The 14896-nt window shown below is 48.5% G+C and carries 18 protein-coding genes; 17 read left to right on the top strand and 1 reads right to left on the bottom strand.

All coding sequences use genetic code 11. From position 1 onward, the window contains the following. The first annotated feature begins 2 nt into the window (after positions 1 to 2). The 4 genes from ACQ4M5_RS37585 to ACQ4M5_RS37600 are packed head-to-tail and all read left to right on the top strand — an operon-like array spanning position 3 to position 4494. Positions 3 to 506, top strand: coding sequence for a hypothetical protein (locus ACQ4M5_RS37585; RefSeq protein ID WP_430680904.1), 504 nt, complete (start codon positions 3 to 5; stop codon positions 504 to 506). Beyond that, on the top strand, positions 503 to 1192 hold the full coding sequence (locus ACQ4M5_RS37590; protein ID WP_430680905.1) for a hypothetical protein: 690 nt from the start codon (positions 503 to 505) through the stop codon (positions 1190 to 1192). Before ACQ4M5_RS37585 ends, ACQ4M5_RS37590 begins: the two co-directional genes overlap by 4 nt. Next, positions 1137 to 3857, top strand: coding sequence for a PAS domain S-box protein (locus ACQ4M5_RS37595; protein ID WP_430680906.1), 2721 nt, complete (start codon positions 1137 to 1139; stop codon positions 3855 to 3857). Before ACQ4M5_RS37590 ends, ACQ4M5_RS37595 begins: the two co-directional genes overlap by 56 nt. 7 nt (positions 3858 to 3864) lie before the next feature. Then, a complete protein-coding gene (locus tag ACQ4M5_RS37600; RefSeq protein WP_430680907.1) occupies positions 3865 to 4494 on the top strand; it encodes a response regulator in 630 nt (209 codons plus the stop codon). Between the two features lie 223 nt (positions 4495 to 4717). Here ACQ4M5_RS37600 and ACQ4M5_RS37605 read toward each other — a convergent pair whose 3' ends face one another. Then, on the bottom strand, positions 4718 to 5698 hold the full coding sequence (locus ACQ4M5_RS37605) for an AraC family transcriptional regulator (protein ID WP_430680908.1): 981 nt from the start codon (positions 5696 to 5698) through the stop codon (positions 4718 to 4720). Between the two features lie 219 nt (positions 5699 to 5917). On the opposite strand from ACQ4M5_RS37605, the gene ACQ4M5_RS37610 reads away from it, so the two are divergent. From ACQ4M5_RS37610 to ACQ4M5_RS37670, 13 genes are all read left to right on the top strand, one after another. Next, positions 5918 to 6322 (top strand): Atu4866 domain-containing protein, encoded by a 405-nt coding sequence (locus tag ACQ4M5_RS37610; RefSeq protein WP_430680909.1) that lies wholly within the window; start codon positions 5918 to 5920, stop codon positions 6320 to 6322. Positions 6323 to 6386: 64 nt separating this feature from the next. After that, positions 6387 to 7127 carry an SDR family oxidoreductase gene (locus ACQ4M5_RS37615; RefSeq protein WP_430680910.1) on the top strand — a complete coding sequence of 247 codons (741 nt, stop codon included), beginning with the start codon at positions 6387 to 6389 and terminating at the stop codon, positions 7125 to 7127. A gap of 429 nt (positions 7128 to 7556) precedes the next feature. After that, positions 7557 to 7931, top strand: a complete 375-nt coding sequence (locus ACQ4M5_RS37620) for a peptidoglycan-binding domain-containing protein (protein ID WP_430680911.1) — start codon at positions 7557 to 7559, stop codon at positions 7929 to 7931. A gap of 28 nt (positions 7932 to 7959) precedes the next feature. After that, positions 7960 to 8640, top strand: coding sequence for a GOLPH3/VPS74 family protein (locus ACQ4M5_RS37625; protein ID WP_430680912.1), 681 nt, complete (start codon positions 7960 to 7962; stop codon positions 8638 to 8640). A gap of 77 nt (positions 8641 to 8717) precedes the next feature. Further along, positions 8718 to 9275, top strand: a complete 558-nt coding sequence (locus tag ACQ4M5_RS37630; protein ID WP_430680913.1) for a DsbA family protein — start codon at positions 8718 to 8720, stop codon at positions 9273 to 9275. A 57-nt stretch (positions 9276 to 9332) separates the two neighbouring features. Further along, positions 9333 to 10418: a CPBP family intramembrane glutamic endopeptidase gene (locus ACQ4M5_RS37635; RefSeq protein ID WP_430680914.1), complete on the top strand. Its 1086-nt coding sequence runs from the start codon at positions 9333 to 9335 to the stop codon at positions 10416 to 10418. 59 nt (positions 10419 to 10477) lie between these two features. Next, positions 10478 to 10855, top strand: a complete 378-nt coding sequence (locus ACQ4M5_RS37640) for a hypothetical protein (RefSeq protein WP_430680915.1) — start codon at positions 10478 to 10480, stop codon at positions 10853 to 10855. Positions 10856 to 10949: 94 nt separating this feature from the next. After that, entirely contained in the window at positions 10950 to 11741 is a 792-nt protein-coding gene (locus ACQ4M5_RS37645; protein ID WP_430680916.1) for a CPBP family intramembrane glutamic endopeptidase, read from the top strand. Between the two features lie 53 nt (positions 11742 to 11794). Further along, on the top strand, positions 11795 to 12490 hold the full coding sequence (locus ACQ4M5_RS37650; protein ID WP_430680917.1) for a stage II sporulation protein M: 696 nt from the start codon (positions 11795 to 11797) through the stop codon (positions 12488 to 12490). 109 nt (positions 12491 to 12599) lie between these two features. After that, positions 12600 to 12908 carry a hypothetical protein gene (locus tag ACQ4M5_RS37655; protein ID WP_430680918.1) on the top strand — a complete coding sequence of 103 codons (309 nt, stop codon included), beginning with the start codon at positions 12600 to 12602 and terminating at the stop codon, positions 12906 to 12908. 17 nt (positions 12909 to 12925) lie between these two features. Further along, the gene (locus ACQ4M5_RS37660; protein ID WP_430680919.1) at positions 12926 to 13303 is read left to right on the top strand and encodes a hypothetical protein; all 378 of its coding nucleotides are present in this window, start codon (positions 12926 to 12928) and stop codon (positions 13301 to 13303) included. Positions 13304 to 13392: 89 nt separating this feature from the next. After that, positions 13393 to 13794: a RidA family protein gene (locus tag ACQ4M5_RS37665; protein ID WP_430680920.1), complete on the top strand. Its 402-nt coding sequence runs from the start codon at positions 13393 to 13395 to the stop codon at positions 13792 to 13794. A gap of 305 nt (positions 13795 to 14099) precedes the next feature. After that, positions 14100 to 14708: an NmrA family NAD(P)-binding protein gene (locus ACQ4M5_RS37670; protein ID WP_430680921.1), complete on the top strand. Its 609-nt coding sequence runs from the start codon at positions 14100 to 14102 to the stop codon at positions 14706 to 14708. The last annotated feature ends 188 nt before the right edge of the window (positions 14709 to 14896 follow it).

Consider the following 14896-nt stretch of genomic DNA (forward strand, 5'->3'; position numbering starts at 1 on the left):
TCGTGGCAAAGGCGATTCCCTTGAAATGCCAAAAGTGCGCGATGCTCGATGCGGCACAAGCGCAGGCGTTACACGGAACTGAGGGCGATGGCTGCTGGAATCCCAAGGTTTGCTACAGTCGGCGATCGTATGCGCGTCACCGCGATCGTAAAAATCAGCAGCGCAATCGCACTCGGCAAGAATCGGTGCTGAAGACATTAGAAGTGGAGACTTCAGAATTTGCTTACCTCTACTATGCGGTGTTGGTGGTGTATCGGGCTGTGGGCGGGGACACTCCAGTTCATGCGATCTCGGCGCAAGTCTGGCAGGGACAGCAACAGATTGCGATCGTCGAACCGATTCACTGTGTCGGCATGGTTCCGACTCAAGTGCATCTTTATGTTCGCAAACTGCTAGCGTTGCTAGATGAGGAATACGGAATCCGCAAGTTTGCGAGTCTAGAGCGCATCGACCCGCAGTTGTGCCCGATGCGTCCTTGTCTGCATCATCCGTTGGTGGTGGCATGAGACAGCTTCAATTACCGCTATGGAAAGTGCTAGAGGAAGCGGCTCAGTCGCCAGAAACCGCAGAGTTGGATCAATTGTGGCAGGAGGTGGAAGCATCGATCGTCGATTTAGAGTGTGCCGGACAGTTGCAGGTGGCGGGTGAAGCAATCTCGCAGATTACCGCCGTGTTTGCAGCGCGATCTCAGCGAGCCTTTGAGGAAATTCTAGCGACGGCAAGCCAGGACGGTCCGATCATGAGTGAAGCAGCGTTTGATCAGTATGTGCGGCAAACGATGCAGATCGAGTTTGATGAGTATATTGAGCCATTTGATACCTTGCCACGCAAACCGATCTCGATCGAGGAGAACGAGTCACAGTCGATTGTCGTAGAAGTGGAGCCAATGCGATTGATTGAGGCATTGCATGAAGTGATGCAAGTGGTTGATCCTGAAGTCGCGTATGAACAAGCTCTAGCACTGGCACATGAGGAAGATGTCTCCGAGTGGGGAGCCGCGATTCAAACTTGGTTGAGCCAACGAGAGCAGGCAGTTCCTCTGTTAAAGCTTCAGCGATCGCTGAAGATGCCGTTGGTGCAAGTGTGGTTAGCGCTGTTATTGAATGGATTCGCGATCGAGCAGCGTGGGGAGTTTTATGAGCTTGAGCAAGTTTGGATTCTCCAGTCGAGCAGTCGGTTTGAGACGAGATGAAGACATCGGACGATCGCACTTCAATCTAAATTATTCTGATCTTCTGCTTGGAGAGTTGTTGCGACACCTGATTTTCGTGAACCTTATTTCTGAACAGTTTTGCATTCCTCAAGAACTGTATGGACGAAAAGCAGAGATCAGAGCATCATTGGTGGTATCAGCTTATGAATTAGCGGCTCAACGATTTGGCGCGAGGTCGGGAAAAGATTGCTCAAATCTACCTGAAAGAGGAGTTAGAGACATGGAAAAACGCCATCCACAACGACCCAATTTCAACCTGATGCAGCAATCAGATTCGACCTTGACTGATGAAATGATCCTTCATCCGACTGTGGCGATCGGTTTGGCGGCGGTGATGAAAACGGCTCAAGCTCTCTCAGAAATCATCCATCTCGATCGATTAATTGCCACGTTGATGCAGATGGCGATCGAAAATGCAGGAGCCGAAATAGGCGCTCTGGTTCTTTTAGAAGCCGATCAACTTATTGTGGTCGCTCAATGCAGCAGAAGTAGATGTGATCTAGAAAAGCTTGCTGTTGCTGACTGTGCAACGATTCCTGCCTCTGTCATTCACTGGGTAGAACGCACTCAAGAAACCCTAGTACTTGATGATGCAGTCAGCGAATCGTCCTTTTTAACTGATTTGTATATTCAGAACCAACAGACGCGATCGCTTCTCTGTATGCCAATTCTCCAACAGAGTCAGCTCATTGGCATTCTTTACCTGGAGAACAATCTCAGTACCGGAGTGTTTAAGCGCGATCGCTTGCAAGTCCTGAAACTGTTAATGGCTCAGGCAGCAATTTCACTGGAGAATGCTCGGTTGTATGAACGGTTAGCAGATTATGCCGAAACACTGGAAAGGAAAATAGAAGAGCAAGCTCAAGCCTTGCAGCAAGAGATCGCGGAACGTCAACAAACCGAAGCCGCATTGAGACAAAGTGAAGCGAATTATCGTAACCTGCTACAAACCGCGAATTCCGTCATCCTTCGTTATGACACGCAAGGACGGATTCACTACATCAACGATTATGGGGTAAAACTCCTGGGCTATGAAGAACCTGAGATTTTAGGGCGAACCTTGTTTGAAACCATCATTCCAGATATCGAAACCTCTGGACGCGATGTCAAACCATTTGTTCACGATTTACTTCGCAATCCTCAATCGTATCCGCAAGGCGAGGGTGAAAACCTGTGTCGAGATGGTCGGCGAGTTTGGGTTGTTTGGTCAAATCAAGCCATCTTTAATGACCAGGGAGATGTCGTTGAAATCTTATCGGTGGGCAATGACACCACCCAGCGTAGACAAGCAGAAGAGGCATTACAACGCAGTGAAGCCAAGTTCCGAACGATCTTTGAAAACTCGCAGGTCGGCATCTTCCGCACCCGCCTCTCGGATGGATTACTTCTTGATGCCAATCAACGCCATGCCAATCTGTTTGGCTTTGATTCACCAGAGGAGATCATTGGGCTTGAACACACCCCAGGCTATTATGCAGATCCCAGCGATCGCCAACACGCTATTGAGTTGCTGAAGCGTGATGGGGAAGTGCGAAGCTATGAAGCACAGATGCGAAAACGAGATGGGACAGTGTTTTGGGGGCTTTTCTCTTTTTATCTGAATGCAGGCGATGGATACATCGAAGGGGTGATTGCGGATATTAGCGATCGCAAGCAAGCAGAAATAGCGTTGCAAGCCTCTGAAGCAGAACTACGGGCACTCGTTTCAGCCATTCCCGATCCGCTTTGCATCTTCAATGCTGAAGGGCAATTGGTCTGTGCAATCAAAGGAAATCCGTCCTATGGAGAGTTGTACAAGGAGGAGTATATTGGCAAAACACTGCATCAAATTTATGCTAAGGAACAAGCCGATGAATTCCTGAGTTACATTCAGCAGGCGGTGAGAACCCAACAAGTACTCACCGTTGAATACCGCCAGTGGATCGCTGGACGAGAAATCTGGTTTTCGGCTCGCATTGCCCCGATTCAGCACGAACAGGTGATTTGGTTGGCGCGAGATATGACGCTGCAAAAACGAGCAGAAGCAGCCTCGATTCTGGAAGAACGCAACCGCATGGCACGCGAAATTCACGACACACTCGCTCAGGCTTTTACAGGCATTCTGGCTCAGGTGGGAGCCGCGAAACAGGTGTTAACGGATGATTTAGAAGCAACTGAGGCACACCTGGATCTGATCAAAGAATTGGCGCGAACTGGACTGATTGAAGCGCGGCGATCGGTCGTCGCACTGCGTCCTCAGCTTTTGGAGGAAGGCAGTTTACAGAGCGCTCTCCATCATCTCGTCGCTCAGCTTAGAACTGCCGCATTGGATACCACTTTATATTATGAAATCGAGGGTGCGGCGTATTTTCTACCCGCTGAAGTCGAGAGTAATTTGTTACGGATTGGACAGGAAGCATTAACGAATGCGACTAAACACGCGAATGCTGATGAAATTCGAGTGGAGCTAATCTACGATCGCGATCAAGTTTGCTTGCGCGTACAAGACAATGGACAGGGCTTTGGAGTTGGAAGCATTCCAGCCTCTGAGGGGTTTGGCTTACTCGGCATGAGCGAACGAGCAGAGCGCATCGGTGCACAACTCACGATTCGGAGTCAACCTGGACAAGGAACAGAGATCATGGTCACTGTCGATCGGGAGTAGCATCACGATGAGCCAAGCCACAACCATTCGAGTTCTGATTGCAGACGATCATGCTATTTTTCGGCAAGGATTAGCTACGATCATTAACCGTGATCCAGATATGAATGTGATTGCTCAAGCTGAAAATGGGGAACAAGCGATCGCTCTATTTAAGGAACACCAACCAGATGTCACACTCATGGATCTGCGAATGCCTGAAGTGGAAGGAGTTGCCGCCATTGGTGCAATTTGTGCTGTTACTAAATCAGCTCGGATTATTGTCCTAACCACGTATGATAGTGACGAAGATATCTATCGGGGATTGCAGGCAGGAGCAAAAGGATACTTGTTGAAAGAAACTGAACCGGACGAGCTTCTAAATGCCATTCGCACCGTTCATCGGGGTCAGCAGTACATTCCGCCCGATGTGGGAGCGAAGTTGGTACAGCACCTCAGCAATCCAGAACTGAGTGAAAGAGAACTGGAAGTACTTCGCTCACTGGCACAGGGGATGAGTAATGCCGAGATTGCGGCGGCTTTGAATATTGGGGAAGGCACGGTCAAATCTCATGTCAATCGGATTTTGAATAAGTTAGATGTCAGCGATCGTACCCAAGCTGTGATTGTTGCGGTTAAGCGCGGCATTGTCAGTTTGTAGGGTGTACTTTCGATCGAATTCGGATTCTAACTTAAGTTATAGCTAGCCTTCTACTTCGCGATCGTAGGGCTGCTCCATCAATGTGTATTGTAAAAGTTTTAACTTGCTATAACGACGGTTTAAAGGATTGCAGCGGTAGGGCACAATTTTCCTTGCACTTTAGCAACTCTTAACCACGCTGAATCAATCTATCCGCCTAGCTTTAGGGCTTTTTCAGCAACCCCTACTTGGTACTTTCGGCTGTTCGTAAACGTTCAACATCCCGGATAGGCGGCGCACCAAACATACGGACATATTCGCGACTGAACTGTGAAGCACTCTCATACCCGACTTGATAAGCAGCTTGAACTGCATCAGCTTTTTCAGCCAGCATCATCTGACGCGCGGTTAACAATCTCAATTGTTTTTGATATTGCAGCGGACTCATTGAGGTGACTGCTTTGAAATGGCGATGGAACGATGCTGTAGACATATTCGCTTGTTCAGCGAGATCCTCAACCCGCAGCGGCTGGGTAAACTCTACCTTAATTTGTCTGATCACGTCTGCAATTCGCTGCATGTTGCTGCCAGCGGTGGCAACCTGACGAATCGCTTCACCTTGGTGCTTGGTGAGTAGACGGTAATAAATTTCGCGGATCATCATCGGGGCGAGAAACGGGATATCCTGTGGTGTCTCTAACAGGTTGATTAACCGGATGGCGCAATCAAGTAAAGACGGATTGGCATCGCTAACGCACCAGCCTCTGACTGAGTTTTCTTTGCGATCGCTATCTGGGTTTATTTGAGCAATAATCTCACAGAGTTGAACTGGGTCTAGCTTCAGCTTCAAGCCGAGATAGGGTTGATCGGGTGGTGCCTCGACCATGCAGACGCTCAACGGCAAATCTACTGACATCACCAAATATTGAGCAACACCATATTGAAACTTTTCCTCATTCAGCAATAATTTCTTTTCGCCCTGCACCACCAGAGCAAACAACGGCTCGCTGACCGCTTGGACTGATTTAGAAGTATCGCATCTCAGAAAAACTAAGGGATCGATCGCAGTTGGATAATAAATGTTTCCCTTGCTGTCTGTATGCCGATCGATGAGTGTTGCTATTTTCGCACATTGATCAATCGCCAACTGCCGTTGCGTTGGCAAAATATCTCCATTAAGAGAAGCGTCGATCGCGAGATCATGATTCAGTTCCTCGACTGTCATGCTGAACTCCTAATTGATATAGCCAATCATTATAGGAGATCTTTCTTCTTTGTTTGCGCCTTCTGAGAGGATTAGGCAATCCTCTGCGAGGTTTGTGTATTTAACCTTCTGTTTCTTGCTTATAGGATGAAACTGTTCAAGTCCAACAGTCTCTAACTGGGTTCGGCACTCAGATCTTGCCTCTGCAATTAGATGTTATTGACATAAAGCAGGTCTCACATGAAAACACAATTGATGCTCAGAACATTGGCAGTGACGATCAGTTTGGGAGCCTTTGCATTGATCAGCTGTACTTCTCAATCGACGGCAGAAGCACCCGCAGCAGAATCCCCTGCTACTGAATCTCCGTCAGTTGCTCCATCTCCTCAAACCCCTAGTAATCGCCAAACTATGAATCCAAATCAAGCTAACACACAAGCCTCGCAACCCAATAACCCTTATGTAGGGATGTGGGTCACGAAAGATGGTTATATTCGCCATGAATTTCTACCAAACAACCGTTATGACGAAGCTCGCGGCGTAGAAAGAGCGCATATCAGGGACGCTATGAAATCACAGGGAATCGCATTATTGATGCTGCCCAAGCCCTACGAGAAGTCTTCACTGCGCGATAAAGCGTTTTAGTGCTGCAACATAAGTTAGCTCGATGACTGCAAAATAATTGCAAAATGACTAGGAGATAAGACTCATGACAACTCACGAAGACACCCAAAAAGTTGTGCTGATTACAGGTGCGAGCAGTGGCATTGGTGAAGCAACCGCGCGTCTGCTCGCTGGCAAGGGTTTGCAAGTTGTGTTGGGCGCACGGCGCACCGATCGACTCGAAGCGATCGCGTCTGACATTCGCGACAAAGGAGGTTCAGCCGCCTATCGCGCCCTTGATGTGACTAGCCTTGAAGAGATGCAAGCCTTTGTCGAGTTTGCCAAGGAGAAGTTTGGTCGCGTTGATGTCGTTGTGAACAACGCAGGCTTGATGCCGCTCTCCAAACTGGAAGCATTGAAGATCGACGAGTGGAACCGGATGATCGATGTGAATATTCGCGGTGTACTTCACGGTATCGCTGCCGCCCTTCCTATCTTCAAGCAGCAACAATCTGGGCAGTTCGTCAATCTGTCCTCGATCGGGGGACATGCCGTTTCCCCAACAGCAGCCGTGTACTGCGCTACTAAATTTGCGGTTTGGGCGATTTCTGAAGGACTGCGGCAGGAATCGACAGAGATTCGGGTCACAGTGATCTCGCCTGGAGTAACGGAATCTGAACTTGCCAGCACCATCACTGATGCTGAAGCGGCGCAGTGGGCGAAGAACTATCGGGAGACAGTGATTCCAGCAGATGCGATCGCCCGTGCTATTGCCTTTGCGATCGAGCAGCCCGCCGATGTGGATGTGAATGAAATTATTGTTCGCCCGATCGGACAAAGCGGCTAAACGTTAGCCAACGTTGAAGTAACATGACTGTACAAACAAATCTTGGCGGCAGCTTCACGCTATCAAACACTTCAATTACTTTGTAGCGCCTGGGATACGGTGCAATGCGATTCGCTGGTTTAGGAGTATGGGAACCGCCACGCAACGATGATGCTTTTATCGACCAACTCGCACAGTAGGGGATTGCCTACACCCCATTCTTTCCATTGAGCAGACTACTCTGATAGTTAATCTACGAACTGATCTACTTCCAAAACGAATAAGCGCACCCGACTATAACTTAAGTTATAGTCAGCCTTCTACTTTGCGATCGCAGAGTTACTCTATCAATTTGTACTGTAAAAAATTCAACTCACTGTAGACGACGGACTGAAGGCAATTTCCTATATTGAATTTATGCAAACAGTCATGCAGTTAGGAGATAAATCTATGACCTCTACCCCCACAGCTACAGACCCAACACTCCGCCAAGGCGATTCTGGTGTTGCTGTCACTGAGCTACAACAATTGCTCAATGCGAAAGGAATAAACATTGCAGTCGATGGAGCCTTTGGCAATGCGACTCGTGCCGCAGTGGTTCAGTTCCAGCAGCAGAATGGCATTGTTGCAGATGGCATCGTTGGCACTCAAACCTGGCAGGCTCTTCGTCGAGGGAGCAATGCGCCAATTCAACTGACTGATGCCGCCATTTACTACGAGCCATCGAACTACCCCTATCAAAAACAGGCATTTGAATGGTTGCAATCGCAACTCTCTAGCTCAGTTCTAGAGGAATTTGCTCGTCGCTGGCGCAACCTACGCTAACGCAGCACACCTCAATCAGGAATTCATCATGCAATATCTTTCACAGGATTTAATCCTTCTTGCACTCAATCCCCAAACTGGGAAAACTCGCTTCTCTTGGTACTCTGCACTCGACTATGGCTTGGTCGGTTCTTTATTACTAGACTTAGTACTGCAAGGCAGACTTGAGATCGACAACGACAATCGGGTGATCGGTGCGTTTAGCGCTTCGCGCAACTCCGCAGGAACCGCAGGCAACACAGGCAATGAATTCTTAGATCAACGCCTCAGTGAGGTTCTAGCATCGTCTCGTCCTCGAACTGCAAGGTTCTGGGTGACTCGCTGGAGACGGAGATACCTAGGAATTCAAACGATTGTGTTGCAGAACTTAGTTGATTTAGGAGTTTTAGAACGACAAGAGCAACGCATTCTTGGACTGTTCCCAACACAGCGATATTTTCTAACGGATGAATCCATTCAACGTGCGATCGTTCATCAAGTTCGTGCAGCCGTGTTAGAAGACATTGGACTGGATTCTCGGATGGCTGCATTGATTAGTTTGATGCAAGCCTCTCACCTGACTGACGCGGTGTTCAGACCTGAAGAACGTCCTGAAGCGCGATCGCGAATTAAGGCGATCGCAAGAGAGGAGTTGGTCGGTCAAGCAGTTTCAAAGGCAATTTTCACCGTTCAAGCAGCCGCAACTTTGGGTGCAATCAATGTCCGATGAAATCGTTAGGGGTTGTATAGAACAATGGTTCGGACAATATTGCCCAAAGTGTTACTGCTTGATGCGGATATAAAAAAATGAACGACAATCGTAGCCACAGTTCCTTACTTGTGCCACCTTCAACCCAGGATTGGATGCAAGGTGTACCAAGTGCTAAGGTCGTGCTGGTGATGTATGGAGACTATCAATGCTCTAAAAGCGCGGACGTTTACAAGCTGATTCAAGCAATCAAGCGAGAGCTAAGTGCTGCTTCTGGAAAGGATGATTTATGCTTTATCTTCCGTCATTTTCCGCAAACACAGATTCATCCTCATGCTCAACGAACCGCTGAAGCTGCCGAAGCCGCTGCTAACCAAGGACAGTTTTGGTCAATGCACGACACTTTATTTGCTCATCAGCAAAAGTTGGAGAATGGTTATCTTGTTGAGTACGCCAACGATTTAGAGCTTGATATTCCGCAGTTTCTCAAAGACCTGCATAAACAAGTGTATGTCGATCGCATTAATGAAGATATCGAAGGTGGAAGACACAGTGGAGTAACAACTGCTCCAACCCTATTTATTAATAACATTCGATATACCGCACGTTGGAAAATGACAGAGTTGATAACAGCTATTGTTGCTGCAAGTCACTAAGCTCTATTCATCTCCAGTTCATTCAAACAAGCGATCGAGATTTCTCCACACCAATCTGTGATTCAACAGCAAGTGAAACCAGCGAGATTGATGCTGTCGAAAACAGATTTAGCGATCAAATCCAAGCACTACATACAGGCACGGGCAAAGGAGACAAAGATGAGAATCAAAGCAATCAAAGGAAAACAGGGACTCGGAACGGAAGTGAAAGACGTGACTTATGTACAGGCTGCCGGGTGGGGTAAGTATCGGTGGTGGCGGTATGTTCTGGGGCTGATGATCATCCTCCTTGCCTGGATGGTCGTTGCCAACGTTGCAAGCGCACTCATCGCGCTGGCGATCGGCGGCAAAGAGGGTGTCGCGGCGTTCAGTCGGCTTGACTACGCCGCGTTCGGTCCAATATGGGGCTTCGTCGTGGTCATGGCAGGTTTTCCGGTGTGGCTTGTGGGAATTCTCATCGCCGTCACCCTCATTCACCAGCGTCATCCCCGGACGCTCATCACAGCGAGGGAGAAGATCAGTTGGACTCGCGTCGGTCACGGCTTCGTGGCTGGGTTCGTGCCGTGGGTGCTGCTCGGCGGGCTGGGGCAGTACCTCCTCTACCCCGACACCTTCTCCTTCAACTCCGACCTCAAGACGTTCGCGCTCTTTGTGCCGATCGCGCTAGTCATCACTGCGATCCAGACGACTACCGAGGAGCTTTTCTTTCGCGGGTACATCGTGCAGGGCGCAAGCCTGATCTGGTCTAACCGCGTGTTTCTAGCGATCTTGTCGGCTGTGATCTTCACCCTGCCGCACGCTACCAATCCAGAGTCACAGGAGGGTGGTTGGATCGGGATGTTCCTCGGACTCTTCGTCGGTACGGGTTTGCTATATGCGATCGTTTCTTTGATCGACGGCACGACTGAGCTTGCGATCGGCGCACACTTCGCCAACAACATCGCGTACTTTCTCTTGTTCAACTGGTCTGGAAGCTTCTTCACAACGCCCGCCCTGTTCAGCATCAGCGAGTACCATGCGAGGTTCTACGACATCACCTCTCTCGTGCTGATTCCCGTTTTCCTGGTGATTGTTTTCCGAGTGTTCAAACGCGACAAGGTATCCGAACCCGTTTCCCAGAGCGATCGAAAGGGTCATCGGTAAAGTAACTTCACGACTGCTCTACCGTAAACTTACCAACTCAAATACTTAGAGGGAACACTATGAAAGCATTCCTAACTTATTCCACAACTCTTCTGACTTTAGCAACCAGCATGATAGTTCATTTCGCCTTACCTGCAAAAGCCGATTCTACAGCTAATTTGCTCCTTAACTTGCAATGCCAAGGCGGATACAACGTCAATATCTGGAAAACGAAAGCATCAGGAGAACTCCTTTATCGCTCAACCAGTTCCAACGGAAATTTGAGCTTGGGAAGAGGAACAAGCCAAGCAACAGAAGGCGTTCGAGTTTACAAGTTTCAGAATGGTAATTATCAATACTGGGTTTGGGATGGAACATTGGATAGCCAGCAATCTGGAACACTAGAAGTGTACAAAAACAATGCCATCCAACAGCAATATGCGTGTACGAAACGTTAAGTTGAGGCATCAAAGTGCATTGAAAATACAACGATACAGGTGATGGAAGTTGCTGGCATGAGCTAATAGGATGGATCATCTGGAGATTAAACCAATGGCAACTCTGAAACAATTCGGACTTTTATTTGTACTCGGCAGTGTGGGAATTTTGATGGTTACGATTACATCTATTCCCTTAGTCGAGCAACAGTTAGCGAAACTGTCTCCAGAAGTATTGGAAAAAACGCCTCCATTGTGGGTTTTACTGCTTCTGCAAGGACTACAGCTTACAGTTCTACTGGCAATCACCATTCTGATTGGAATTGGTTGTGCCTATCGTGTTGGATTACGCTCCCATTTGATTGATTATTGGGTGTTTCACACTGCTAAGTCTCCATCTTTTGCCGTTGAGATGAAGTGGAGCTTGGGTGTGGGTGCAGCGGCGACGATCGTTGTCTTGTTGCTCGATCGGTTGATGCAACCTGCTCTACCTGAAGCGCTTCAGGTATCCAGTCACACAGAACCAAATTGGCTGAGTTCACTGACGGCAATGCTTTATGGTGGCATCACTGAGGAAATTCTGATGCGCTGGGGCTTAATGTCGCTGCTTGTCTGGATCGCGTGGAAGGTCTTAAAACAAGGCATTACGTTGCCAAGCCAAGGAATATATCAAGGTGCGATCGTTCTAGCCGCGTTGGTATTTGGACTACTACACCTGCCAGCGACTGCCGCGATCGTTCCCCTCACTCCAGTTGTGATTATTCGGGCGTTGTTACTGAATGGGATTGCTGGCATTGCTTTTGGCTGGCTCTTTTGGCAATACTCGCTTGAGGCTGCGATGTTAGCCCATATCAGCTTTCATGCCTTTTCCTTTGCTCTTAGCCTTTTGCTGGCAAGATTTGCCTAAGCTTTTTTCTGGCAAGCATCACTGCATCCATCACCAAATATCGGAGCTAAAACATGTCACGCAAAACGATCGCCACCAAAGACGAGTCTCCACAACGACCACTTACTCCCAGCGCCAAACACCCGCTTCGGCGATTTCTTCGCAAACCCTTTCAGATCATTCGCACTAATTTTCGCGCCTACCTCACTATCAACGCCATTGTGTATGGCTTAGTCATCACCGGGCTAGTAGTGGCGATGGTCTTCCCCAATCTGAGCGCAACTCAGGCAGCCATCCTGGAAGACAACGGAACGGCGGATCTTGTTCGATCGCTATTCAATAACCCCTGGCTGTTCTCGCTGACTATCCTGGGAGTCAACCTCACGACCGGCGCGCTGTGGATCGTGCTCCCTTCGCTGATTGTTCCCTTTGCTGGCATCGCCATGTTTGCGTATAAGACGTTCACTCTCGGTTTAGTGATGGCTCCGACTAGCAAGATTATGGCGGTGGCACTGATCCCGCACTCGCTGACAATACTCATCGAACTCCAAGCTTACGCCCTCCTAATGTTTGGCACATACATCCTGGGTCGGTCTTGGGTTCGCCCCGCAACCATCGGGACTCGGAACCATCGCCAGGGTTACGTCCGTGGGCTGCAACAGCTCGGTTGGCTGAGTCTGTCCACGCTCCCACTGTTCATCGTCGGTGCGATCTGGGAGGCGTTCTCGCTCCGCTACCTGGTTCATCCGCTGACCCAATGGTTGTTGTAGCCAGTAGGGTGAGTACTGCCCACAAAACTGCACTGTGAAGGGTTTTACAGACTGTTCGGAGTTTGATTTTGAGCTAAAGGTCAATTTTGATTAAAACAGGAGAAACAGAATGAGACAAGATAAAGTGGCTTTGATTCAATGCAAGGATTTTGCGCCTCGGATTACAGAACGGGGACCCTTCGGCGGAGCTTCCGAGTATGAATCCTTCTCTGAGATTGTGAGTGCTGTCAATCAGTGGATCGCAAGTAAATCGATCCAGGTGATCAATGTGGAAACTGTTGTTTTACCCGATCGCATCGAAGGCACAAGCGATGGTGACTACGGATTAACGACCAGTAATAGTTTCCATCCAGTGATGATCAGTCAAGGCGTGACAATCAATTACTTTCAATGTGTGCGTGTCTGGTACAGAGAATAAGCCCCATTGGAGAAAGAATGAAACGATTTACCTTATTTACTTTCCTGTATCTCGCGCTGGGAGTTTGTCTGACAGCGATCGCGTTTGGCTACCCGAACCTGCCTTCGAGTCTTCAAACCAGCTTGTTCGCCAGTGCAGGAGCATCTTACTTCATTTGTTTCCTCAGTACTTTCCCATTTTGGCGTGAGGCGACGATTCGTACTTATCGCAGACAGAATTCAGCGGTCATTCTACCCTGGTTGGTGATTGGAGTGAACATTATTGTGACGATCTGGGAGCTTCAGAGTCAGAACTGGACAATGGAAGCTATTTTACGATCGTTTTCGCGGCTGTTAGTGGTCTTAGTGTTTGTAGAAATCATTGTGATTACCTGGCAAGTGAATTCTGAACATTAGTGTCTAAATCGGACGATACCGAAACGAACTCGCTTTGCACCATAAGAATTTCACAAATCATTGTAAGAATTGGGAAGAGAAGGAACACCATGAATAAGCCCAAGTTTTTTGTCACCTCCGGTTATGGGGAATACATGCTGAATGAATTGCACTACTCGCAAGCGGTAAAAATTGGCGATCGCGTGGAGACATCAGGACAAGGTGGCTGGGATGACGATCTGCAAATTCCTGAATCGCTTGCGGACGAGATTGCCCAGGCGTTTCGGAACGTAGAGCGAACTCTGGAGACTGCTGGAGCGGGTTGGGAGCATGTTGTTCACGTCAATTCTTACCATGTTGGCGGGTTGCCCCCAGAGGTTAACGATGTGATGGTCAAGCTATATCACCATTACATGCCCAACCATGCCCCAATTTGGACACAGGTAGGAGTCGCGGCTCTTGGACTTCCAACGATGCGGATTGAAATCCGCGTTACTGCAATTGTTCCGTGAGTTTTGCACATTACTCATACTGCGACATCCGGCACTTTCGCGACAAGATTGTTGAATTAAGGGCTTTTGTCAATCGGGAATGTTAGGGCTTCATATTGCGATCGTCGTTGCGAATAAAGGGCATCGCCTCTTCTATTTCGATTTTGCGGCTCATCTTTTACCCCACAAAAAAATGATTTTCCCACCTCTAAATAATCGCCTGAGCCACCTGGACACTGCCCACAAAACTTTACTGGACAAGCGCTAGTGATTGATGGTGGATACACAGCGAACTGAAAACCATTAAGCGAGTAGTCTTTGGACAATTGCAACTCGTCGAATATTCGTTTCAAAACCTTCTGCTGTGTAGAGCAGAAGAATGCTCAAAATCTAATCAGGAGATTCAAATGATCTTAGTAACTGGCGCAACTGGAAATAACGGGCTGGAGGTACTCAAGCGTCTCGCCTCGCAAAACGTTCAAGCTCGCGCGATGGTGCGCGATGCCTCTGGCACACGGGAACGTGATCGCAATCGAGCTAAGGCAATTGCAGATCTGGGCATCGAAATGGTCGAGGCTGATTTCGATCGCTCTGAAACACTGCTCTCTGCCCTGGCAGGGGTCGATCGAGCCTTCCTTGTCACCAACTCAACAGAACAGGTTGAAGCACAACAACTTGCGTTTGTCGAAGCAGCGAAACAAAGCGGTGTCAAGCGCATCGTTAAACTGTCGCAGTTCGCCGCCAACGCTGACTCTCCCGTGCGTTTTTTGCGCTACCATGCGGCTGTCGAATCGGCGATCCAAGCAACCCAGATGGCGTATACGTTTCTGCGCCCCAATCTGTTTATGCAGGGCTTGTTAAACTTCCGATCGTTGATCGTTGAGCAAAACACCTATGCCCACGAGATACGCAACCCGTGCAAAGATAAATGCTAGAAACAAGACGCAGAGGGGATTCCAAAGTTCGCTAAATTCGCTAAGAAAAGACATCGAGTCATCCTGCATGGAGGCAGTTCCCGATGTCAGAAAATAATGTTAGCTTTACTGTAGCAGGTTTGTTAGAAGTTACCACTACAGAACAATCCAATCTTGCCATTCCAACTTGGTTGGCAGAAGCACTGTTG

The organism is Leptolyngbya sp. AN10 (assembly GCF_050565645.1).
Taxonomy (GTDB): domain Bacteria; phylum Cyanobacteriota; class Cyanobacteriia; order Leptolyngbyales; family Leptolyngbyaceae; genus Leptolyngbya.

What these genes read in the sequence shown, in the direction of transcription:
- ACQ4M5_RS37590 (WP_430680905.1), top strand. Translation starts at nt 503, where the DNA reads ATGAGACAGCTTCAATTACCGCTATGGAAAGTGCTAGAGGAAGCGGCT.
- ACQ4M5_RS37595 (WP_430680906.1), top strand. Translation starts at nt 1,137, where the DNA reads ATGAGCTTGAGCAAGTTTGGATTCTCCAGTCGAGCAGTCGGTTTGAGA.
- ACQ4M5_RS37600 (WP_430680907.1), top strand. Translation starts at nt 3,865, where the DNA reads ATGAGCCAAGCCACAACCATTCGAGTTCTGATTGCAGACGATCATGCT.
- ACQ4M5_RS37605 (WP_430680908.1), bottom strand. Translation starts at nt 5,698, where the DNA reads ATGACAGTCGAGGAACTGAATCATGATCTCGCGATCGACGCTTCTCTT.
- ACQ4M5_RS37610 (WP_430680909.1), top strand. Translation starts at nt 5,918, where the DNA reads ATGAAAACACAATTGATGCTCAGAACATTGGCAGTGACGATCAGTTTG.
- ACQ4M5_RS37615 (WP_430680910.1), top strand. Translation starts at nt 6,387, where the DNA reads ATGACAACTCACGAAGACACCCAAAAAGTTGTGCTGATTACAGGTGCG.
- ACQ4M5_RS37620 (WP_430680911.1), top strand. Translation starts at nt 7,557, where the DNA reads ATGACCTCTACCCCCACAGCTACAGACCCAACACTCCGCCAAGGCGAT.
- ACQ4M5_RS37625 (WP_430680912.1), top strand. Translation starts at nt 7,960, where the DNA reads ATGCAATATCTTTCACAGGATTTAATCCTTCTTGCACTCAATCCCCAA.
- ACQ4M5_RS37630 (WP_430680913.1), top strand. Translation starts at nt 8,718, where the DNA reads ATGAACGACAATCGTAGCCACAGTTCCTTACTTGTGCCACCTTCAACC.
- ACQ4M5_RS37640 (WP_430680915.1), top strand. Translation starts at nt 10,478, where the DNA reads ATGAAAGCATTCCTAACTTATTCCACAACTCTTCTGACTTTAGCAACC.
- ACQ4M5_RS37645 (WP_430680916.1), top strand. Translation starts at nt 10,950, where the DNA reads ATGGCAACTCTGAAACAATTCGGACTTTTATTTGTACTCGGCAGTGTG.
- ACQ4M5_RS37650 (WP_430680917.1), top strand. Translation starts at nt 11,795, where the DNA reads ATGTCACGCAAAACGATCGCCACCAAAGACGAGTCTCCACAACGACCA.
- ACQ4M5_RS37655 (WP_430680918.1), top strand. Translation starts at nt 12,600, where the DNA reads ATGAGACAAGATAAAGTGGCTTTGATTCAATGCAAGGATTTTGCGCCT.
- ACQ4M5_RS37660 (WP_430680919.1), top strand. Translation starts at nt 12,926, where the DNA reads ATGAAACGATTTACCTTATTTACTTTCCTGTATCTCGCGCTGGGAGTT.
- ACQ4M5_RS37665 (WP_430680920.1), top strand. Translation starts at nt 13,393, where the DNA reads ATGAATAAGCCCAAGTTTTTTGTCACCTCCGGTTATGGGGAATACATG.